General features: G+C 65.2%; 19 protein-coding genes. 5 read left to right on the top strand and 14 right to left on the bottom strand.

Features of this window, described 5'->3' with window-relative positions:
* The first annotated feature begins 3 nt into the window (after positions 1 to 3).
* From sufB to BMZ48_RS05810, 4 genes are all read left to right on the top strand, one after another.
* Entirely contained in the window at positions 4 to 1,455 is a 1,452-nt protein-coding gene (gene sufB, locus BMZ48_RS05825) for a Fe-S cluster assembly protein SufB (RefSeq protein WP_091532847.1), read from the top strand.
* Between the two features lie 130 nt (positions 1,456 to 1,585).
* Positions 1,586 to 2,329, top strand: coding sequence for a Fe-S cluster assembly ATPase SufC (sufC, locus tag BMZ48_RS05820; RefSeq protein ID WP_091532845.1), 744 nt, complete (start codon positions 1,586 to 1,588; stop codon positions 2,327 to 2,329).
* A complete protein-coding gene (locus BMZ48_RS05815; RefSeq protein WP_091532843.1) occupies positions 2,326 to 3,387 on the top strand; it encodes a SufB/SufD family protein in 1,062 nt (353 codons plus the stop codon). Before sufC ends, BMZ48_RS05815 begins: the two co-directional genes overlap by 4 nt.
* On the top strand, positions 3,384 to 4,592 hold the full coding sequence (locus BMZ48_RS05810; RefSeq protein ID WP_091532841.1) for an aminotransferase class V-fold PLP-dependent enzyme: 1,209 nt from the start codon (positions 3,384 to 3,386) through the stop codon (positions 4,590 to 4,592). The genes BMZ48_RS05815 and BMZ48_RS05810 overlap by 4 nt, the downstream gene beginning before the upstream one ends.
* A 4-nt stretch (positions 4,593 to 4,596) precedes the next feature.
* Here BMZ48_RS05810 and BMZ48_RS05805 read toward each other — a convergent pair whose 3' ends face one another.
* From BMZ48_RS05805 to surE, 11 genes are all read right to left on the bottom strand, one after another.
* Positions 4,597 to 6,039: a hypothetical protein gene (locus tag BMZ48_RS05805; RefSeq protein ID WP_091532839.1), complete on the bottom strand. Its 1,443-nt coding sequence runs from the start codon at positions 6,037 to 6,039 to the stop codon at positions 4,597 to 4,599.
* A gap of 7 nt (positions 6,040 to 6,046) precedes the next feature.
* The gene (locus BMZ48_RS05800) at positions 6,047 to 6,454 is read right to left on the bottom strand and encodes a cupredoxin domain-containing protein (protein WP_091532837.1); all 408 of its coding nucleotides are present in this window, start codon (positions 6,452 to 6,454) and stop codon (positions 6,047 to 6,049) included.
* An 8-nt stretch (positions 6,455 to 6,462) separates the two neighbouring features.
* Positions 6,463 to 8,655, bottom strand: coding sequence for a hypothetical protein (locus BMZ48_RS05795; RefSeq protein ID WP_200769535.1), 2,193 nt, complete (start codon positions 8,653 to 8,655; stop codon positions 6,463 to 6,465).
* A 94-nt stretch (positions 8,656 to 8,749) separates the two neighbouring features.
* Positions 8,750 to 10,456, bottom strand: a complete 1,707-nt coding sequence (gene recJ, locus BMZ48_RS05790) for a single-stranded-DNA-specific exonuclease RecJ (protein WP_234981538.1) — start codon at positions 10,454 to 10,456, stop codon at positions 8,750 to 8,752.
* A 5-nt stretch (positions 10,457 to 10,461) separates the two neighbouring features.
* Entirely contained in the window at positions 10,462 to 11,583 is a 1,122-nt protein-coding gene (gene thrC / locus BMZ48_RS05785) for a threonine synthase (RefSeq protein WP_091532833.1), read from the bottom strand.
* A 66-nt stretch (positions 11,584 to 11,649) separates the two neighbouring features.
* Complete coding sequence (locus BMZ48_RS05780) at positions 11,650 to 12,960, bottom strand: homoserine dehydrogenase (RefSeq protein WP_091532831.1); 1,311 nt, start codon at positions 12,958 to 12,960, stop codon at positions 11,650 to 11,652.
* A 96-nt stretch (positions 12,961 to 13,056) separates the two neighbouring features.
* Positions 13,057 to 14,283 carry an alanine transaminase gene (gene alaC / locus BMZ48_RS05775; RefSeq protein WP_091532829.1) on the bottom strand — a complete coding sequence of 409 codons (1,227 nt, stop codon included), beginning with the start codon at positions 14,281 to 14,283 and terminating at the stop codon, positions 13,057 to 13,059.
* A 137-nt stretch (positions 14,284 to 14,420) separates the two neighbouring features.
* Positions 14,421 to 15,191 carry a peptidoglycan DD-metalloendopeptidase family protein gene (locus BMZ48_RS05770; RefSeq protein ID WP_091533001.1) on the bottom strand — a complete coding sequence of 257 codons (771 nt, stop codon included), beginning with the start codon at positions 15,189 to 15,191 and terminating at the stop codon, positions 14,421 to 14,423.
* Entirely contained in the window at positions 15,188 to 15,766 is a 579-nt protein-coding gene (locus tag BMZ48_RS05765; RefSeq protein ID WP_091532827.1) for a YqaA family protein, read from the bottom strand. The genes BMZ48_RS05770 and BMZ48_RS05765 overlap by 4 nt, the downstream gene beginning before the upstream one ends.
* Position 15,767: 1 nt before the next feature.
* Entirely contained in the window at positions 15,768 to 16,415 is a 648-nt protein-coding gene (locus BMZ48_RS05760; RefSeq protein ID WP_200769534.1) for a protein-L-isoaspartate(D-aspartate) O-methyltransferase, read from the bottom strand.
* 20 nt (positions 16,416 to 16,435) lie between these two features.
* Positions 16,436 to 17,182, bottom strand: coding sequence for a 5'/3'-nucleotidase SurE (gene surE / locus BMZ48_RS05755; RefSeq protein WP_091532824.1), 747 nt, complete (start codon positions 17,180 to 17,182; stop codon positions 16,436 to 16,438).
* Between the two features lie 97 nt (positions 17,183 to 17,279).
* Between surE and BMZ48_RS05750 the strand changes: the two genes are divergently transcribed.
* Complete coding sequence (locus BMZ48_RS05750) at positions 17,280 to 17,813, top strand: Smr/MutS family protein (RefSeq protein ID WP_091532822.1); 534 nt, start codon at positions 17,280 to 17,282, stop codon at positions 17,811 to 17,813.
* A 73-nt stretch (positions 17,814 to 17,886) separates the two neighbouring features.
* Here the strand turns inward: BMZ48_RS05750 and pgsA are convergent, their stop codons facing one another.
* The 3 genes from pgsA to uvrY are packed head-to-tail and all read right to left on the bottom strand — an operon-like array spanning position 17,887 to position 20,975.
* A complete protein-coding gene (gene pgsA, locus BMZ48_RS05745) occupies positions 17,887 to 18,447 on the bottom strand; it encodes a CDP-diacylglycerol--glycerol-3-phosphate 3-phosphatidyltransferase (RefSeq protein ID WP_091532820.1) in 561 nt (186 codons plus the stop codon).
* Between the two features lie 48 nt (positions 18,448 to 18,495).
* Positions 18,496 to 20,313 (bottom strand): excinuclease ABC subunit UvrC, encoded by a 1,818-nt coding sequence (gene uvrC / locus BMZ48_RS05740; protein ID WP_091532819.1) that lies wholly within the window; start codon positions 20,311 to 20,313, stop codon positions 18,496 to 18,498.
* Positions 20,313 to 20,975, bottom strand: a complete 663-nt coding sequence (uvrY, locus tag BMZ48_RS05735; RefSeq protein ID WP_091532817.1) for a UvrY/SirA/GacA family response regulator transcription factor — start codon at positions 20,973 to 20,975, stop codon at positions 20,313 to 20,315. Before uvrY ends, uvrC begins: the two co-directional genes overlap by 1 nt.
* Positions 20,976 to 21,113: the final 138 nt, after the last annotated feature.

Genomic DNA, 21,113 nt, shown 5'->3' with positions numbered 1-21,113 from the left:
ATCATGTCCGCCAACGCCCAAGATGTTCGCGAGCTGGTCAAGAACCGCAGCTATGGTGCCGGCTTCGTCACCGATATCGCTGCGGATACGCTCCCGCCCGGCCTCGACGAGAACGTGATCCGCGCCTTGTCGGCGCGCAAGAAAGAACCCGACTGGCTGCTCGAGTTCCGCCTCAAGGCCTATCGCCGCTGGCTGACGATGCGCGAGCCACGCTGGGCGCATCTGCGCTACCCAGCGATCGACTATCAGTCGATTTCCTATTACTCGGCTCCCAAGTCGATGGCCAAGCGGCCGAAATCCCTTGACGAGGTCGATCCCAAGCTGCTCGAGACCTACACCAAGCTCGGCATTCCGCTCAAAGAACAGGAAATGCTTGCCGGCGTGGCCGTCGATGTCGTGTTCGACTCGGTCTCGGTCGCCACGACGTTCAAGAAAAAACTCGCCGAAGCCGGCGTGATCTTCTGCCCGATCAGCGAAGCGGTGCAGGAGTATCCGGAGCTGGTGCGACGGTATCTGGGTTCGGTCGTGCCCTTTGGCGACAACTTCTTCGCCGCGCTCAATTCGGCGGTATTCACCGACGGATCGTTCGTGTACATCCCCAAGGGGGTGCGCTGCCCGATGGAGCTGTCCACCTATTTCCGCATCAATGAGCGCAATACCGGGCAGTTCGAACGCACACTGATCATCGCGGAAGCCGGCAGCCATGTTTCCTACCTCGAAGGCTGCACCGCGCCGCAACGCGATGAAAACCAGCTGCATGCCGCCGTCGTCGAACTGGTCGCGCTCGATGAGGCCGAGATCAAGTACTCGACGGTGCAAAACTGGTATCCAGGGGACGAAAACGGCGTCGGCGGCATCTACAACTTCGTCACCAAACGCGGCGACTGCCGCGGCAGGCGCAGCAAGATCGCATGGACCCAAGTCGAGACCGGCTCGGCGATCACCTGGAAATATCCAAGCTGCATCCTGCGCGGCGACGAGTCGGTGGGCGAGTTCTACTCGGTGGCACTGACCCACCATCACCAGCAGGCCGACACCGGGACCAAGATGATCCATGTCGGCAAGAACACGCGCTCGACGATCGTCTCCAAGGGCATCGCGGCCGGATTTGGCCAGCAGTCCTATCGCGGCCTGGTGCGGGTGCTGGAATCTGCGGACAACGCACGCAACTACACCCAGTGCGATTCGCTGTTGATCGGTGATCGCTGCGGCGCGCACACGTTTCCATACACCGAGATCCGCAATCCGACGGCAATCGTCGAACACGAAGCAACGACATCCAGAATCAGCGACGAACAGCTGTTCTATGCGCGCACACGCGGTATCGGCGAGGAAGATGCAGTTTCGATGATCGTCAACGGCTTCTGCAAACAGGTATTCAAGGAATTGCCGATGGAGTTCGCCGTCGAGGCGCAAAAGCTGCTGCAGGTTTCTCTGGAGGGCGCCGTGGGTTGACGGCGGCCACGAACCTGCCTGTGCACCAGCACGCCAAAGACGGGTGAACCGCCGCATCGCTTCACCCTGCCCTGCCTCTTTCGGCGGTTTGATGAATCACGCATTCGCCAGAACAAACGTTCCAGCTTCCATGCTCGAAATCGAAAATCTCCACGCCCGTGCCGGCGATACCGCCATCCTCAAAGGGCTGAACCTGACGGTAAACGCCGGCGAGGTCCATGCCGTCATGGGCCCGAACGGCTCCGGCAAATCGACGCTGTCGAAAATCATCGCCGGGAGCGAGGACTACATCGTCACCGATGGCCGCATCCGGTTCGAAGGGCGTGACCTGCTCACGTTGCCGCCGGAGGAGCGCGCCGCTGCCGGCATTTTTCTGGGCTTCCAGTATCCGGTCGAAATCCCCGGCGTCAGCAACATGGTGTTCCTCAGGGCCGCGGTCAATGCCCAGCGCAAGCACCGCGGTGAACCCGAGCTCGAAGCGGCGGATTTCCTCGCCTGGGTGCGCCACCGTGTCAAGCAGATGAAGATGGATCCCGCGATGCTGTCGCGTGGCGTCAACGAGGGATTCTCCGGCGGCGAGAAGAAGCGCAACGAGATTCTGCAGATGCTCGTGCTCGAACCCAAGCTGATGGTGCTCGACGAAACCGACTCCGGACTCGACATCGACGCACTCAAAATCGTTGCCGAAGGCATCAATGCCCTGCGTTCGCCAGCGCGCGCAACTTTGCTGGTCACCCATTACCAGCGCCTGCTCGACCATGTGCAGCCGGATCACGTGCACGTGCTCTCCGGTGGCCGCATCGTCAAATCGGGCGGGCCCGATCTTGCGCGCGAGCTGGAGGAAAAAGGTTACGGCTGGCTGGATGCGGCATGATGCTGGACAACATCGTCACCGCGATCGAGGCACTCCCGGATGTTAGCGCCGCACGCCGTGCGGCACTCGATGCGCTGCTACGCCTCGGACTGCCAGGACCGCACGAAGAGCAATGGAAGTACACCGATCTTTCGGTGCTGCAGACACTCGCTGCGGAAGACATCGCCCCCAACCCCGACACCCACGAATTTCCCGCCGACTATGCCGACGGTCTCGATGCGCTCAATGCCGCTCTCGCCGGCGGGCAGCAGCATCGTCCGATCGACGGCCAGGTCAGGCTCGATACAGGGCGTCATGGGCGGTATCACCTGACCGTCGACGGCAACGCCGAGCTGCGACTCGAAGATGCCGGCGACACGCGCTTTGCCACCTGCTTCATCACGCTTGCCTTGGCGCCGGGCGCGCGTCTGCGCTTGACCCGCGTGCTCACCGCCAGCGAAGCGGCCCACCGCATCACACGTATCGCGATCAGCGTGGCCGAAAACGCGCGCGTCGACATCGTCACGATCGACCTCGACGCGCGTTTTGCCCGCCACGACCTGGCGGTTGCTCTCGATGCCCCCGGTGCCACGGCGCACCTGTATGGGCTATATGCTCCTGCTGGAGCAACCCATCTCGACCATCACGTGCGCGTCGATCACCGCGCCGCGCACTGCATCAGCCGCGGGTATTTCCGCGGCCTTGCCTTCGATCGAGCCTGCGCCGTCTTCAACGGCAGAATCATGGTCCATCCGCACGCCCAGAAAACCGACTCGGAACTGCGTATCGCCAATCTGCTGCTCTCGCGCAAGGCCCAGATCAATGCCAAACCCGAGCTGGAGATCTACGCGGATGACGTCAAATGCGCGCATGGTGCAACCTTCGGTCGCCTCGACCCCACGGCCCTGTTTTATCTGCGCACGCGTGGCGTACCCGAAGCGGCAGCCCGTGCACTTCTGACCTACAGCTTCGCCAACGAAATCTTCCAGCACATCCATCCTCCCGAATTGCGCAGCGAGATCACCGCAAAATTCCTCACCCGCATGGACGGGGGTGCCGGGATCACGGAACTGACATGAACACGTTCGATCTTGCGCGCGTGCGTGCCGACTTTCCGATCCTCTCCGAGCGCATCCACGGCAAGCGCCTGGCCTATCTGGACAATGCAGCGACGACGCACAAGCCCGCCGCGGTACTCGCCGCGATGGATGACTACTACCGCCACGCCAATGCCAATGTGCATCGCGCCGTGCACGAGCTGGCTGCGCGCGCGACTGCCGCCTACGAGCGCGCGCGCGACCGCATCGCCGCCTGGCTGAACGCGGCGCGCGAAGAAATCGTCTTCACACGCGGCGCGACCGACGCAATCAACCTGGTCGCACGGGGCTTTCTCGCTCCACGCCTGCAGGCTGGCGACGAGGTCTTGCTGACGGCGATGGAGCACCATTCCAACATCGTGCCGTGGCAGCTCGTCGGTGCAAAAACCGTTGCCGCTCCCCTCGATGAACACGGTGCGCTCGATTTCGACGCCTGGCGTGCGATGCTCAATCCGCGCACCCGGCTGGTCGCCGTCTGCCACGTCTCCAACACCCTGGGCACGGTCAACCCCATCGCGCAGATGATCGAACATGCGCATGCGCGCAACATCCCGGTGCTCGTGGATGGAGCGCAGGCGCTTGCCCACACCCGCATCGACGTGCGTGCACTCGGCGCCGATTTCTACGTCGCCTCCGCACACAAATGCTATGGCCCGACCGGATTCGGGTTCCTCTACGCCCGCCGCGAACATCTCGAAACCATGCAGCCGCGCGACGGCGGCGGCGACATGATCCGCAGCGTCGCTTTCGAAGGCAGCACCTGGAACGATGTTCCGTACAAGTTCGAGGCCGGCACCCCGAACATGGCCGGCGCCATCGGCACTGCAGCCGCACTCGATTACCTCGATAGCCTTGGCATCGACAATGTCGCCGCACACGAACACGCGCTGCTCGACTACGCCACCGAGCGCATGAGAACCGTGCCCGGTTTGCATCTCGTCGGTACCGCGCCGCAAAAAAGCGGCATCCTGTCTTTCGTCATGGACAGGGCGCATCCGCAGGACATCGGCAGCATCCTGGATATGGCCGGCGTTGCGATTCGCACTGGGCATCACTGCACGATGCCGCTCATGCAGCGCCTGGGTCTTGTGGCCACCGCCCGCGCCTCGCTCGCCCTCTACAACGGGCGCGATGACATCGACCAACTGGTCGATGCGCTGCACACGGTGAATCGCCTGCTTGCGTGAAATTTCAGGGCGCGAACTGGATCGGTTGCGCCAGAATCCACAGACCCGCGGTCGTGAATGCAACCATCAGCAGCAGCATCGGGAGCTGGCTCAGCAGCGCGCGGATACGCCCGGCGAACAAACGCAGCGCCTCGAGGTGCGCGATCCAGACGCTGACGACATGACCGAACAGGATCAATCCGACCTGGGTATGCCAGACCGTCCCCGGATCCGGCAGGATCGGTGCGCGGAAAAGACCGGCGGTGCCAAACAAGTTCCAGCCGTAACCGAATGGATCGGACAGCAGGCTGATGATCTTCACCCCCTGCGTCAACAGCAGCGTGTAGTAATGGGTGATGTGATAGACGAGCGCGATCGGCAGCAAGGAAAACGCAAATGCAAAGGCCAGTTCGCGCACGCTTGCGTGGCTACGCCCCAGCCACTTCGCCAACGCGATGAACAACAAGTAAACCGCGAGGTACAAAAATGGCGAGAGCAGCAGGCTCAGCGTCTCGTAAGCCAGATACCAGGGGCGCAGCTCGACCCACAACCGTATCGGCGGCTCGCCGAGCCATGCGGTTAAAAGGCCGGTGGCATCTCCCCAGAACAGGCGGTACCACGGCACCGTCGCACGCAGGCCGTCGAACGCCGTCGACGACAACATGAACAGCACGAACACGACCAGGCTCCAGCTCTCGGCGCGGGTCTGCAGCAAGCCGGAGAACGGCATACGCAGGCGTAACCCTCCACCGGCACGCCACTGCAGGGGCGCCATCAGGCCGAGCAGGCGCAGAAAGACCGCGAAGAACTCGCCATAGCGAAACCATGCACGGGCGCCGAACAACCCTACCGCACACAGATTCAGCCCCGTGTAGATCACCAGCCACTGCGCCAGCGACACCGGACGCGTGAAACCGAACAGTTCGATCCAGATAAAACCCATGTAGAGCACGAGCGCCGGCCAGTACGACAGCCACGACGGGTAAGCCACGCGCCCCTGCAGATACCCGTGCCAGATGCGCCCGACGAGTGCGGCGAGCGTGCGCCAGGGGTTGATATAGGCGTAAAGATCGCCGAGCAGTGCGGTCGCGTAGGAAAACCCCAGCACGAACACGACCCAGAAAAAGGTCATGTTGAAATTGCGGTAGGGATCGCGCGTGCCGAAATAGCCGGTCAGCACGCAGAGCAGCAGGCACAGCAACGCCAGCCAACGCAGCAGCCGCGGCAGATGCCAGCGGCGCAGCAGGCGCAGCCAGGCTGCCTGCGACAGATCGCGCCCGGTCGGATCGACGGATACCGCCGGCGCGCTGCCAAACCAGGCGACGACCAGAAACGACAGCACCAGCGCCGCTGCGGCACCGTAGGCGTAGAGCCAGAACGGCACCGGCAGGTTGTAGATGCGGCCGAAAGAATGGGCGGCGGCAAGGGTCGGCGCCGCGCCCAGGGCGAGCGCAGCGACCCACCGCAAGACGCGCTCAGTCGGGAATGACCTCGAGCACAGCGAGCGCGACATGGCCGCGATGCAGCTCGATTTCGAAGCGGCCAGCATGCGCCGCGGTAAAGGCCAGCGTCCCCGTCTCGCCCGGACGCAGATCCAGGGTCAGGTCATAGCCGTGCAGGTGCAGCTCGTCGGCACGGTCGCTGCTGACGGTGATGACGACCGCTTCTCCTTTGCGTACCCGCAGTACGCCATCGGCACCGGTGTCGGCGGGCACGCGCAAATGAAACCGCCGCGGCGTGGGCGCAGCCGGCGCCTCCTGCGCCGGTGCCGGCACGGCGGCGGCCGGCGGTGGCACCGGCGCCGGACGGTGGGCGGGCTTGAGCCACCACCACAATCCGGCGAGCACCGCCGCCGTCAGCACCCCGAAGATCGCAAGTCTCATCACCCGCCTCAGCGATTGACCGTCTGCTCCCACATGCGCAGATAGGCTTCGGCGGAGTGGTAGAGCGCTTCGAGCGCTTCGCGGCCACCTTCGAGCCGGATTTCTTCGACGTAGTCGGCGACCATCCCATAATGAGCCGTGCCGACCTCATCGATGTTCCAGGTCTTGCCGCTCTCCGGGATAGTCTGCAGATTGAACGTCACCGGCGCGATGCCTGCGAACATTGGCCCCCAGTCCTCGCCGCGGAACAGCGTGAACGGATAGCGCACCGGCTCGGCGCCGGCACCGCGCGGACGCGCCCGGTTGGCGATGCCATTGGCGTCCATGCCATAACCGACCGCGATCGGATCGGTGCGGCCGGCAGCCTGCCAGACTGGCTTGAGCTTTTCGATGAACTCGACATGGCCCCGACCATTGGGCTTCATCGGATAGATGAGGCCTCCGAGCGCGAGGATATCCCGGGCCTGCTCCATCGAAATCCCGCCGTGGCCGCCATGCGCCGAGATCAGCGGATACGGCGGGTTCTGCGCCTTGGCCATCGCGATCATTTCGCTCTTGATCGACAGCTCGGCGTGGTCGATGTCGATGATGAAACCTTTTTCCATCAGCTTCTGTATCGCATAGCGCCCGAGCTCGGTCATGCCGCGCGCGTTGCACTGCCGCCGATCCGGCGGATAAATCGGTGCCGGCCCTTGCAGCAGCCCGATCACCGCCTGCGTCAGCGGATCGTTGCCGGTACCCGGAAGCGCGGTCGTCATGTACGCGCCAGCGTCATAAAAATAGGTCTCCCCCTCTCCGCCGTTGGGACAGTCATACGTCTCCCAGAACCGGCCGGTGCCGTAGAAACCGACCAGATTCAGCGCCAACCCGTCGAAGATCCCGGTGCCGCCGAGCGCGCTGTTGACATCGTGGTAGGGGAAGATCTCGCGCACGCCCAATTCCCAGATTTCATCGATCTGGCGGTCGATGTCCTCCCGCGTGCAGCCGGACGTCTCGCCGCCGAGCGGGTCGAAGCGCACGTTGCAGCGGAACACATTGGAAAATTCCAGACCCGGCACGACGGCGAGCTTGCCCTCGTTGATCACACGGCGCGCCTCGGCCGGATCCTTGACGATGCGGAACCACCCTTTGCCGGGGCCGCCCTCCTGCGCATCGACATAATCCTGCAGCTGATACAGATACTTGATCTGCGCGATGCCAAGATCCATGTCGCGGCACTCAAAGCCGACGGCATCCGGGCGCACGGTGCTCATATACAGCCGGGCGACATCGCACAATGCCTCGATGTTGGTGCCTTCCGACACCATGATGCGCAGACCCGCCTTCCACGCCCGCTCGACCCACTTGTAGTACATCGCCTGATGCAGCTGGGAATCGTGCGCGGGCCAATCGACGAAGGTTGGCCATCCCTGGGTGTCATGCAGCTTGAGCGGCTCCTGATCGAGAATCAGCGCCTCGGGATCGCGGATGCCATTGGGTCCGTGCCACTGCTCGCAGTCCTCGAGCGCATGCGGCACACCGTAGCGGTGGAACATCTGTCCGTAGAGAGCGCCGCCGGCGGAGGGACCAACGCGGGTCTTGCCGTCGGACATTTCATGACCCATCGCCATGTGGGTGTGTACCTCGGCAAAGCCGACGACCGGCTGGTCCACGCCGCGGCCCTTGTAGGTTTCACCGATCACATCGGTGGGAATTTCCGGGTAGGCCGTGCACTCCGTGGCCGGAACGAAGGCCAGCTCGACGGGCGTATCGGCGAGCACGAGCTGACCCTGCGCATCGGTCGCCAGCGCTTTGCCCAGCGCATCCAGACGCGCGGTGTAACGGCCCGGCGCGGTGGTTTCGAGCCGCCAGTCTGACAGCGCCGACGCCGCCGTCGCGGCCTCGACCGCAGCACCGTTGCCGGCGAGCAGCACGCGGTCCCGGGCATAGAACAGATATTCGCCCAGGGCCGTGGGCTTCATGTAGAAGCGCTCGGCACCATCGAGCGTAGAACCGCTCGCCGCATAGCCCGAACCCTGTCGTACGACAAAACGGTCCGCATCCAGGGACTTGAGCGCAAAGCAGCGGTTGGCGAGATCAAAGCGCGTCTGCGGCGCAGCCTGCGGGCCCGGTGCGATCACCTGCGCCCGTTCCGAACTGCCACAGGCCGACAGCCACACCGCCATCCAGCCGGCGCACAAAACCGATCTGACACTCCCCACGGCGCACCTCTTGCAGACAGGATGAAACGAATGATCGTGATCCTAGGTGCTCTGGCCGGGACCTGCGACAGTAGATTTTGCCTACGCCATCGTCCTACAACGGGCGCAGATGGACGATGCGCAGATTCAGCGCCTCGCTGCCCTGATGGCGGTCGACGGACAAGGCATAGACCGCAGCGACCCGTCCGTTCGCGCACAGACGCGATGCGCCGCCAAAATCGATCGCCGTGACGGTGAGCCCGCCGTCGTGGCGCAGGCGGTAGCGGACATGCGCGCCCTCGCTGCCGACGCCGCGCGCCTCGACGACCTCGAACGTACCTTCGAACAAGGGCTCGGCAAACCCCTGACCCCAGGGGCCGCCCTGCTCCAGGGCACGCGCCGTGTCGAGATTAAGCTCGTGCGCATCGAGCGGACCATCGGTCTCGATCAGGCGTTCGAGCGCGACCTCATCGAGCTGCGCGGCGCATGTGGCATCGAAAGCGGCCGCGAATTCAGCCAGGTGCGCTGCTTTCAGCGTCAATCCGGCCGCCATGGCATGACCGCCGAAGCGGAGAATCAGGCCGGGATGCCGCGCATCGATCGCGGCGAGCACGTCGCGCAGGTGCAGGCCCGGGATCGAGCGCCCGGAGCCCTTGAGCTCGCCCTCCTGCTGCGCGCGCGCGAATGCGATCGTCGGCCGGTGATGGAGCTCCTTGATACGGGAGGCAACGAGTCCGACGACGCCTTCGTGCCAGTCGGGATGGAACAGGCACAGTCCGGTGCGGCCGGCGTCCTCGATCAGGGCCTGGGCATCGAGCTGCATCTGCTCCTGGATGTCGCGGCGCTCGCGATTGAACCGGTCCAGTGTCTCCGCCAGGGGTTGTGCGGCAGCCAGGTCCGGCGCAAGCAGGCAGGCGATGCCGATGCGCATGTCGTCGAGCCGGCCCGCGGCATTGATCCGCGGAGCCAGCGCAAAGCCGAGATCCTGCGCGTCCAGGCGCGTGGCCTGGCGCCCGGCACAGCGCAGCAATGCTTCGATCCCCGGGCGCATACGCCCGGCGCGGATACGCCGCAAGCCCTGCTCGACGAGAATGCGATTGTTGTGATCCAGGCGCACGACGTCCGCAACCGTGCCGATCGCAACCAGATCCAGCAACTCCGCGAGATGGGGTTGCGGACGCACCGCGAATGCCCCGCGCCGGCGCAGCTCGGCGCGCACGGCGAGCAGCACATAGAACATCGTCCCCACGCCGGACAGCGCTTTGGATGCGAACCGGCAGCCCGGCTGGTTGGGATTGACGATGGCATCTGCTGCCGGCAGCTCGGGCCCCGGCAAATGATGATCGGTGACGATGACGGCCAGACCGAGCGCGCGTGCGGTCTCGACACCGGCGAGGCTGGCGATGCCATTGTCGACGGTCACGAGCACGCGCGCACCGGTCGCAGCCGCCATCTGTGCCAGCGCGGGCGACAGACCGTAGCCCATGCGGAAGCGGTCCGGCACGACATAGTGCACATCCGCGGCCCCGAGTGCGCGCAGACCGAGCACCGCAACGGCCGTGGCGGTGGCTCCGTCGGCGTCGTAATCCCCGGCGACGACGATCCCTTCACCCCGTTCGATCGCATCGGCCAGTCGCGCGGCCGCGGCATCGATTCCCAGCAGACCGGAGGGCGGCAGCAGATCGGAGAGCGTCAGCGACAGCTCGTGCGCCTGCACGCCGCGCGCGGCGTACACACGGCGCAATACCGGATGCAACGAGGACGGCAGACGCTCCGGATCGCCGGCGGCGCGGCGGCGGATGACGGGATCGGCGCCGGCCACGGTCCTCAGGACAGCCGGTCGAGCAGCGCCTTCTCGACGGCGCCACGCTCGGCTGGCACGCGAATCAGGCCCTGCAAACCGTTCTTCATCACGATGTCCGGATCCTTCAGGCCGTTACCGGTCAAGGTGCAGACCACGGTCGCACCCTGCGGGATACGCCCAGACTGGATGTCGCGCAGCGCGCCGCACAGCGAAACCGCCGATGCGGGTTCGCAAAACACCCCTTCACGCTCGGCGAGCCGCCGCTGGGTTGCGAGAATCTCGGCGTCGGTGCATTCGTCGAACCAGCCGCCGGATTCTTTCTGTGCAATCCACGCCCGGTCCCAGGACTGCGGATGACCGATGCGGATCGCGGTTGCCACCGTCTCCGGATGCTCAACCGGCCCTCCGCGCAGAAACGGTGCGCTGCCGGCAGCCTGATAGCCGACCATCTTCGGCCGCGTGCCGACGACGGCATGGGTGTCATACCGGCGCAAGGCCTCGGGCAGGCTGTTCGCCGCCGTCTCCCAGCCCGACATCTCCGCATAGCCGATCCAGTACGCCGTGATGTTGCCGGCATTGCCGACCGGCAGGCAGTGGTAATCCGGCGCCCGCCCGAGCGCCTCGACGATCTCGAAGGCCGCGGTCTTCTGGCCTTGCAGGCGATACGGATTGATGGAATTGACGATCGCCACCGGTGCACTCTCGGCCACTTCCTTGACCAGGCGCATGCCATCGTCGAAGTTGCCGGCGATCTGCACGACGACGGCGCCGTGAGCAATGGCCTGGGCCAGTTTACCGAGCGCGATCTTGCCCTCGGGAATCAGCACGAAGGCGGTGATGCCGGCGCGCGCGGCATAAGCCGCCGCGGCGGCGGAGGTATTGCCGGTGGATGCGCAGATGATCGCACGTGCGCCCTCGTGCACCGCCTGCGTCACCGCCGCGGTCATGCCCCGGTCCTTGAACGAACCGGTCGGATTCAACCCCTCGAACTTCACATACAACTCGCCTTCGAACCCGATGTCGCGTGGCAGGTTATGCAGGCGAATCAGCGGTGTGCGCCCCTCGCCCAGGGCAATCGCGCGCACTTGCGGACCAAATGGCAGGCGGCTGCGGTAATGCTCGATGATGCCGGTGTAAGAACTCACGGACGGTCTCTAAATCAGAAAAACTTTTCCTGCGACAGCTTCTGTATCCATCCGCGTCGGCGGTGATCAGTCGAACTTCTCGACGCGGAAGCGTGCGCTGCCCGCGCGCACGAAGGGCAGCCGCTGCATCTCGGCCAGCGCATCGTCGAAGCGATGCTCCGGAATCACCGAAGTGATCAAGGCCACGGTCGCATCGTCGCCGCCGCGCGGCTCGCGTTGCAGAATGGCCTCGATGCTGATGTCGTGCGCCGCGAGGATCGCGGTCAGTTGGGACAGTACGCCTGGCTCGTCGGCGACACGCAGGCGCAGATAAAACGCGCTTTCGACCGCGCGGATCGGCAGCACGGGCAAGGGCCGCAGCGCATCGGGCTGGAACGCCAGAGCGGGCACCACGTGCCGGGAATCCGTAACGAGCGCACGCGCGACATCGATCACATCGGCAACCACTGCGGAAGCGGTGGCATCGCCGCCGGCGCCGCGCCCATAAAACCCCACCTGGCCGACCGCGTTGCCGTGCACGACGACGGCGTTGAGCACGCCATCGACCTTGGCGAGCACGGTGTCATCGGGGATCAGCGTCGGATGCACGCGCAGCTCGACCGCAGCGCCGTGACGCTTGGCGATGGCAAGCAGCTTGATGCGGTAGCCGAACACCTGGGCGATTTTGATGTCCTCGGGCGTGACGTGGGTAATGCCCTCGACGGCGACCTCGCCATAGGCCAGCGGCATGCCAAAGGCGATCGCGGCGAGAATCGCCAGCTTGTGCGCCGCATCGATGCCGCCGACGTCGAAATGCGGATCGGCCTCGGCATAGCCCAGGCGCTGCGCCGTCGCGAGCGCATCCTCGAAAGATTCGCCCTTCTCGGCCATCTGCGTGAGGATGTAATTGCAGGTGCCGTTGATGATCCCGGCCACGCTGGCGATGACGTTCCCCGCCAAGCCCTCGCGGATCGCCTTGATGATCGGGATACCGCCAGCGACCGCCGCCTCGAATGCGACGACCACGCCGGCCATGCGTGCGGCCTCGAAGATGGCATTGCCATCCTCGGCGAGCAGGGCCTTGTTCGCGGTGACCACCGGCTTGCCGCGCGCGATCGCGGCGAGGATCACCTCACGGGCCACAGTTTTGCCGCCGATCAGCTCGACGACGACATCGACATCGGCCTCGCGCACGAGGCGCACGGCATCGTCCCACACCCTGATCCCGGACAGATCGCAGTCGCGCGCACGCGCCGGATCGCGCACCGCGACATCGGTGACGACGACGGATGTGCCGACACGACGGGTGATTTCCTCCGCGTTGTGCCCGAGCAGGCGCAGCACGCCCTGCCCGACCGTACCCAAGCCCACGACTCCGAGTCTTACTGGTGCGCTCATCCCGAATCAGATCGCTGTCGCCGTTTCCGCCCGTGCAGACCGCCGCAACTGGCCTGGGGTGCATCCGCTGCCGCGGCCCCCTGCCGGCGCTGCTTCCTATGCGTTCCTGAGCATGCGCTTGATCCCGCGGATCGCCTGACGGGTGCGGTGCTCGTTCTCGATCAAGGCAAAGCGCACATGCCCGTCGCCGTATTCACCGAAGCCGATGCCCGGCGAGACCGCAACCTTGGCCTCCTCGAGCAGCCGCTTGGAGAACTCGATCGACCCCAGATGCCGGAAAGGTTCCGGAATCTCGGCCCAGACGAACATCGTCGCTTTGGGTTTTTCGACCTTCCAGCCGGCTGCGTTGAGGCCGTCACAGAGCACGTCCCGACGCGAACGGTACATGTCGGCGATCTGGCGCACGCAGTCCTGGGGTCCTTCGAGCGCAGTGATCGCGGCGATCTGGATCGGCGTGAACATGCCGTAATCGAGGTAGGACTTGATCCGCGCCAGCGCCGCGACCAGCGTGGGATTGCCGGCCATGAAACCGACGCGCCAGCCCGGCATGTTGTACGACTTCGACAGCGTGAAGAACTCCACGGCCACCTCTTTTGCGCCGGGAACCTGCAGCACGCTGGGCGCGACATAGCCGTCGAAGACGATGTCGGCATAGGCCAGATCGTGGATCAGCCAGATCTGATGCTCCCGGCACAAAGCCACCGCCTTCTCGAAAAACGCAAGATCGACACACTGCGTCGTCGGATTGCCCGGGAAATTGAGGATCAACATCTTGGGCGCCGGCCAGGTTTCCTTGATCGCGCGCTGGAGCTCCTCGAAGAAATCCACTTCCGGGGTCAGTCGCACGTGCCGAACGTCGGCACCGGCGAGCACGACTCCGTATGGGTGGATCGGATAGGCCGGATTGGGCACCAGGACGACGTCGCCGGCGGAGAGCGTTGCAAACGCAAGATGCGCAAGCCCTTCCTTGGAGCCGATCGTCGCGATGACCTCGGTCTCGGGATCGAGATCCACGTCGTAGCGGGTCTTGTACCAGCGGCTCATCGCCCGGCGCAGCCGCGGCACACCCTTGGACAGCGAATAGCGGTGCGTGTGTACGCCGTCTTCGTCGCGATGCTCGGGCTTGACGTACTCGGACTCGGTGCCACGCACGGCGGCCTCGACCAGTTTGTCAACGATGTGCCGCGGCGTCGGCTGATCCGGATTGCCCATGCCGAAATCGATGATGTCCTCGCCACGGGCTCGGGCCGCCTTCTTCAAATCTCCGACGATATTGAAGACGTAGGGCGGCAGGCGCTGGATGCGCGGGAAGACGGTGTTCACGGACGTCCCGGAAAGTGGAAAACGGCGGGTTGAAAAGGGGCGGTATTATCGAATCGCAGTGTGCAAGATGCAAAGCCGATATCCGCCGGCGGCACCGTGCGCAAACGCGCACGGTTTACGCATGCTCGATCGGCGGATCAGCTGGGATGGCGCGGTAATTTCTCGGCCGGATCGATCGGCTTGCCGCTGCGCCGGATCTCGAAATGCAGCAGGGGTCTGTTCTCCGGTCCACGCCCCATCTCGGCGATCGGCTGTCCGGCGGTGACGACGTCGCCCTCCTTGACATACCGGACCCGGTTGTATCCGTAGGCCGACAGGTACACGTCATCATGCTTGATGATGATCAGCTCGCCATATCCCTTGAGCGCGTTGCCGCTGTACACCACGCGGCCCGGCGCGGCGGCGAGGACCGGTTGCCCCTCCCGGCCACCGAAATCGATCCCGCGGTTGCCATCTATCCCATAGGCCCGCACGATGGGTGCGGTGGTGGGCCAGACCCAGGTATAACGGCCCTCAGATGTATCTGGATCGAGGGTCGGCGCTGCCGGTGCCGCAGGCTTGCCTGCCGGTGGCCGGGAAAAAATACTGCCCGGGGCAGAGGCCGGACGCGATGGCGGATCGGTCGCAGCGGCGACACCCGATGGCGGTTTTAAGCGCAGGACCTGACCCGGGTAGATCCGATAATCGGATCCGATGCCGTTCCAGCGTGCCAACTCGCGGTAGTCGAGGTTGTGCCGGAACGCGATCGAATACACGGTATCGCCACGGCGCACGACATAGTCATCCGGCCCGACCGCACGCCACGGCGGCGGATCGCGCTGCCGCTGGTCTTCCCAGGTGGACCAGCCGGCACAGCCGGCACCCAATCCCGCCGCCAGGCATAACAGTCCCGTCGCGAGGATTCTCACCGCTGCCACAGCCACACGCCGATGACCACGGCGGCAAGCGTCACCCAGCCGATCGCATCGACAAACTGGCGCAGACGCGGCTCGATGCGCGGACCGAGCACACCGAGCAAGCCGGCGACCAGGAAGAAACGACCGCCGCGGCCGATGAGGGACCCGAGGATGAAGGGCAGCAAGGCCATGTGCGCGGCACCGGCCGAGACCGTGAAGATCTTGTACGGAATCGGCGTGAAGCCGGCGACGAAAATGGCCCAAAAACCATGGCGCTCGAACCACAGCACGGCCGTGTCATACGCCGGACGGTACCCCCACTGCTCGATCAGGGGCATCGCGGCATCGAGCGCGAAATGACCGATCGCATAACCGATCAGCCCGCCGATCACCGAGGTCAGGGTCGTCAGCGTTGCCAGGAAGACCCACTCGCGCGGCCGCGCCAGCGCCATCGGCGCCAGCATCACGTCCGGTGGAATCGGAAAGAACGAGGATTCGGCGACGCTGACCGCACCCAGGTACCAGTCCGCGTGCGGGTGGCGCGCGGCATCGAGCATCCGGTCGTACAGACGGCCAAAAATGCGCATATCAGCACTTCCCCGGCAACAGGGGCACGAAGCTGACCGCACCCAGGTCTTGTTCGTGAAAACCCGCGATCCGGCGCTCGATCAGCTTCAGGCGCTGCGCCCCCTGTGGGCCGACCGGCATGACCAGCCGTCCGGTCGGCGCGAGCTGTTGCATCAGCGCTGGCGGCACCGCCTCCGCACCGGCCGTGACCAGAATGCCGTCATACGGCGCATACGGCAGCCAGCCCTGACTGCCATCGGCATAGCCGAAGTGGATGTTGCGGTAATGCAGCGCACCGAGCCGCTTGCGCGCCTGTTCCGACAGGGGCTTGATGCGTTCGACCGTGAATACGACGGGCACCAGCTCGGCGAGGATCGCAGTCTGGTAGCCGCAGCCGGTGCCGATTTCGAGCACACGCTGTGGCGGCTTGCGTCCACCGAGCACGGCCTGGGTCATCAGGGCCACGACATAGGGTTGCGAGATCGTCTGCGCATGCCCGATCGGCAAGGCCGTGTTCTCGTAAGCGCGGCTCTGCAAGGCATCATCGACGAACAGATGGCGCGGCACCTTGGCGATCGCGCCCAGCACGCGCTCGTCGGCGATACCCTGACGGCGCAACTCATCGACGAGACGCTGCTGCGCCGGGTGGGCTGCCGAGGTCGTCGCCATGTGTGAGGACCGGCGTGCACTCATAACGCCTCGGCCCACCTGCCCAGTTGCTCGAGCGCGCTGTAGCGCGTCAGATCGACGAGCAAGGGCGTGATCGCGACCCGGTTGTGGGCAATGGCGTGAAAGTCGGTGCCCGGACCGCAATCCGCCTCGGCGCCGGCAGCCCCGATCCAGTAGATCGTGCGTCCCCGCGGATCCTGCGACTTGAACACCTGATCGGAACGGTGGCGGTTGCCCAGACGCGTCACCTCGAAACCGGCGAGCTGCTCCCACGGCACGTCCGGCACATTGACGTTGAGGATGGTGTCGCCGGGCAACGGGGCCGCCTCCAGACGTTCGATCAGCCGCAAGGCGACACGCGCGGCGGTGTCGTAATGCTTGGGGGCGATCGAGACATTGGAGATCGCGATCGCGGAATAGCCCAGATGCCGGCCTTCCATCGCCGCGGCCACGGTCCCCGAGTAGAGGGTGTCGTCCCCAAGGTTGGCGCCGGCATTGATGCCGGAGACGACCATGTCCGGCTGGCTGTCGAGCAGTCCGGTGAGCGCCAGGTGCACACAATCGGTCGGCGTCCCATCGACGCACAGCGTGCCGTCGGCGTGCTGCTGCACGCGCAGCGGGTTGAGCAGGGTCAGCGAGTTGCTGGCGCCGCTGCGATTGCGGTCCGGCGCAACGACGGTCACCTGGTGGCGGCTGCGCAGGTAATCGCGCAGGCACACCAGACCCGGCGCCATGCAGCCATCGTCGTTCGAGAGCAGGATTTTCATGCGGACAAAGCGGTTTTCATCAGTTTAACCGGCCGTCCCCTATCATGCGCACAGACGCTGCCGGAACCCGCCGGCGGTTGCGCCCATCCAACCTGCCATGACCGCCATCGACGACGAAGACGCCCGGCTGTTCCGCCTGGCGATGCGCGACGTGCGCCCGCGCCCACCCTCGCCGCGGGTGGCAGACCCAGGCCGCAGACCCGAACCGCGTGCCCATCAGCGGGAAGCCGACGATCTCGAAGTCCTGCGCGAGATGCTGCTCGATCCCGATCCGGGTCTGCTCGAACACGGAGAGACGCTGCACTACCGCGCCCCCGGCGTGCAGGAGGCGGTGCTGCGACGTCTGCGCCGGGGTCACTACCACATCGAACGCGTCCTCGACCTGCACGGCCACAACCGCGACCAGGCGCGCCACGCGATCGTGCGGTTTCTCGCCGAATGCCGGCAGCGCGACATCCGCTGCGTACGGATCATTCACGGCAAGGGCCACGGCTCGCCCAACAGCGGCCCCGTGCTCAAACGGCTGCTCGACGGCTGGCTGCGCCAGCGTCGCGACGTGCTCGCCTTCTGCAGCGCGCGGCCGGTGGATGGCGGCAGCGGCGCGCTCTACGTGCTGCTGCGATCCGGCTGAAGATCCGGCGGATCCTGCGGCGAGATACCCATCGGACAAATCCATGCCGGCGGCGTGTGGTGTCGGCAGACCGCTATCCGCCGTCACGGAGAATCGGCCAGGCGGCGCGCAGGTAAGCGACCATGCTCCAGAGCGTCAATGCCGCGGCCACGAACAGCAATGCGTAACCGATGTCGTAAATCGGAATGCCCAGCAGTGGCATTTGCCAGATCATCATGCCGATTGCGGTCATCTGAAATCCGGTCTTCCATTTGCCGATGCGGCTGACGGCGACGCTGGTGCGCTGGCCCAGCTCCGCCATCCATTCGCGCAAGGCCGAAATCGTGATTTCGCGGCCGATGATGATCGCGGCGATCACCGCCAGCACGCCACTCGGGGCATCTTGCAGCAGCATCACCAGGCAGACGGTGACCAGAAGCTTGTCGGCAACCGGATCGAGAAAAGCCCCGAATTTGCTGGTCTGGTTCCAGCGCCGCGCCAGATGGCCGTCCAGCCAGTCGGTGAAACCGGCCAGCGTGTACAGCACCGTCGCAATCTGCCGTGCATAAGGCCAATCCACGAAAAACAGGGCCAGCACGACCGGAATGACCGCGACGCGCATCAGCGTCAGCAGCAGGGGCAGTGTGATCGGCACGTGAGTCGGGTTGGCATGAAGAGGTCTGGGCGCTCAGGATAGCCCAGCTCAGTGGAAATGCGCGTAGATACGCTCGGCGAGCGTGCGCGACACTCCTTGTACCTGCGCCAGCTCGTCGATGCTAGCGCGGCGGATTTGCGCCAACCCGCCAAAGGCACGCAGCAAGGCGCGCCGGCGCGCAGGTCCGAGCCCCTCGATCTCGTCGAGCGCCGAACCGAGCCGCGCCTTGTCGCGGCGCGCACGATGCCCGGCAACCGCAAAGCGATGCGCCTCGTCGCGGATGTGCTGGATCAGGTGTAGCGCGGGCGAATCCGCAGGCAGACGCAGCGGCTGTTCCTGTTCCGGGACGATCAGCGCCTCGAGACCCGGCTTGCGCGTCGGTCCCTTGGCGATGGCGACGACCCGCAGGTCCATGATTCCGTGCTCGTCCACAGCCGCCAGCGCCGCCTCGAGCTGTCCCTGCCCGCCGTCGATCAACAGCACGTCGGGCAAAGGCCCCTGCCCGGCCTTGGCCTTGGCGAAACGCCGGCTCACCGCCTGGTGGATCGCCGCATAGTCGTCACCGGGGGTGATGCCCTCGATGTTGAATTTGCGATATGCCGCTTTCAGCGGTCCATTGGCATCGAACACGACGCAGGAGGCAACCGCACGCTCGCCCTGGGTGTGGGAAATGTCGAAGCACTCCAGACGCTGGGGCGGACGGTCCAGATCGAGCACGCGCTGCAGCTCGAGCAGGCGCTCGTCCATGCTGGCCGTCTCCAGCAGCCGTGTGGACAAGGCCTGGTGTGCCGTCTGCTGGGCCATATCCAGCAACCGCAGCTTGAGTCCGCGCAGGGGCCTGCGCAGCCTGATCCGCCGCTTGGCGCGCTGGCTCAGTGCCTCTTCCAGTAAACCGGCGTCACCGAGCGCATGGCTGAGCAGAATCTCCGGTGGCGGCGTCTGCGCGAGGTAGTGCTGGCTGATGAAGCTCTCGAGCAACTCCTCCGGCGACGTATCCAGCGGATGGCTGGGGAAGTGACTGCTGTGCCCCAGATTCACCCCACCGCGCACGCTCAGGACCACTACGCAGCTCATCGCTGCATGCGGCGCGACGGCGATCACGTCCAGATCCTCGGCGCCGCCGGTCATTGCCTCGTTCTGGCGCACGCGTTTGAGCGCAGCGATCTGATCGCGCAGCCGCGCCGCCAGCTCGAAGTCGAGACGCTCGGCGGCACGCTCCATCTCGTCGGTGAGTTCGCGCGCGAGCTCATCGGCCCTGCCCTCGAGCAAACGCACGGCCTTGCGTACGTCCTGTGCGTATTCCTCTTCGGAAATCCGTCCGACGCACGGCGCGGAGCAGCGTTTGATCTGATACTGCAGGCAGGGGCGGTCGCGGTGGGCAAAAAAACTGTCGCGGCATGGCCGCAGGCGAAACAGCTTCTGCAGGGTCGCGAGCGTTTCGCGCACCGCCGATGCACTGGGGAACGGGCCGAAATACTGCTCGCCCGGGACGCGGGCGCCGCGGTGGTAGGCGATACGCGGGTAGCGGTGCGCGGTCAGGCGCACGTAAGGGTAGCTCTTGTCGTCGCGGTAATAGACGTTGTAACGCGGCTTGAACTCCTTGATCAGCGCCGCCTCCAGCAGCAAGGCTTCGTCCTCGGTGTGCGTCAGCGTCACCTCGATGCGGTGGATTTGCGCAACCATGCGCTCGATGCGGGGATTGCCGCTGTCGCGCAGAAAGTAGCTGGAGACCCGCTTGCGCAGATTGCGCGCCTTGCCGACGTACAGCAGCTCGCCGCCGGCCCCATACATGCGGTAGACGCCGGGGCGCGTACTCAGTTGCGACAGGAACGCCCGATGATCGAAAGGCGTATCCGCTTGCGCCATCAAATCTCGGACCGGTTCTCGGCGCGTTCGTCGAGCAAACCGTAGCGCATCGCCATGCGCGTGAGTTCGACGTCGTTGCTCACGCCCAGTTTCTCGAACAGGCGATAGCGATAGGTGCTCACCGTCTTCGGCGACAGGTGCAGGCGGTCGGAGATCTCCTGCGTCGAATAACCCTTGGTGACCATCAGCATCACCTGGGTCTCACGCTGCGACAGTTGGTCGAAGGGAGAAGCGCCGCTCGGGCCCTTGACGAGGCTCGCCGCCAGATTGCCGGCGACGTCCGCGGCCACGTAATGTCCGCCGCCGTGTACCCGGCGGATCGCGGTCACGACCTCGTCGGCGGCCGAATCCTTGCTGATGTAACCCGCCGCACCGGCGGCGAGCATGCGGCTGGGATAGGGCTCTTCGAGATGCATCGACACGACGATGACCTTGGTCGTTGGGCAGCGCTGGAGCAGACGCCGCGTCGCCTCCAGGCCGCCGATGCCCGGCATGTTGATGTCCATCAGCACGACGTCGGGCACGACGGTGCGGACCAACTCCAGCGCCTCTTCGCCACTGCTGGCTTCGGCGACGACTTCCATGTCCGCCACCTCGGTCAACACGCGCTTGAGGCCGGCGCGGACCAGTCGGTGGTCGTCGACCAACATGATGCGAATCATCGTGAATCTCCTGTAGCACGCTGATCTTAACAACGATTGCGCCATGCCGGATCACACCGCCAACGGCGGATCGGGTCTGTCATCGAAACATCGCGGAACCGTCATCGAGCCCGCTTAGGCTCCGGGCGACTGTGCCAG

Origin of the sequence: Fontimonas thermophila (genome assembly GCF_900113085.1) — a bacterium.
In the GTDB taxonomy this organism is placed as follows: Bacteria; Pseudomonadota; Gammaproteobacteria; order Nevskiales; family Nevskiaceae; genus Solimonas; species Solimonas thermophila.
This window is presented reverse-complemented; position numbering and strand designations above follow the sequence as displayed.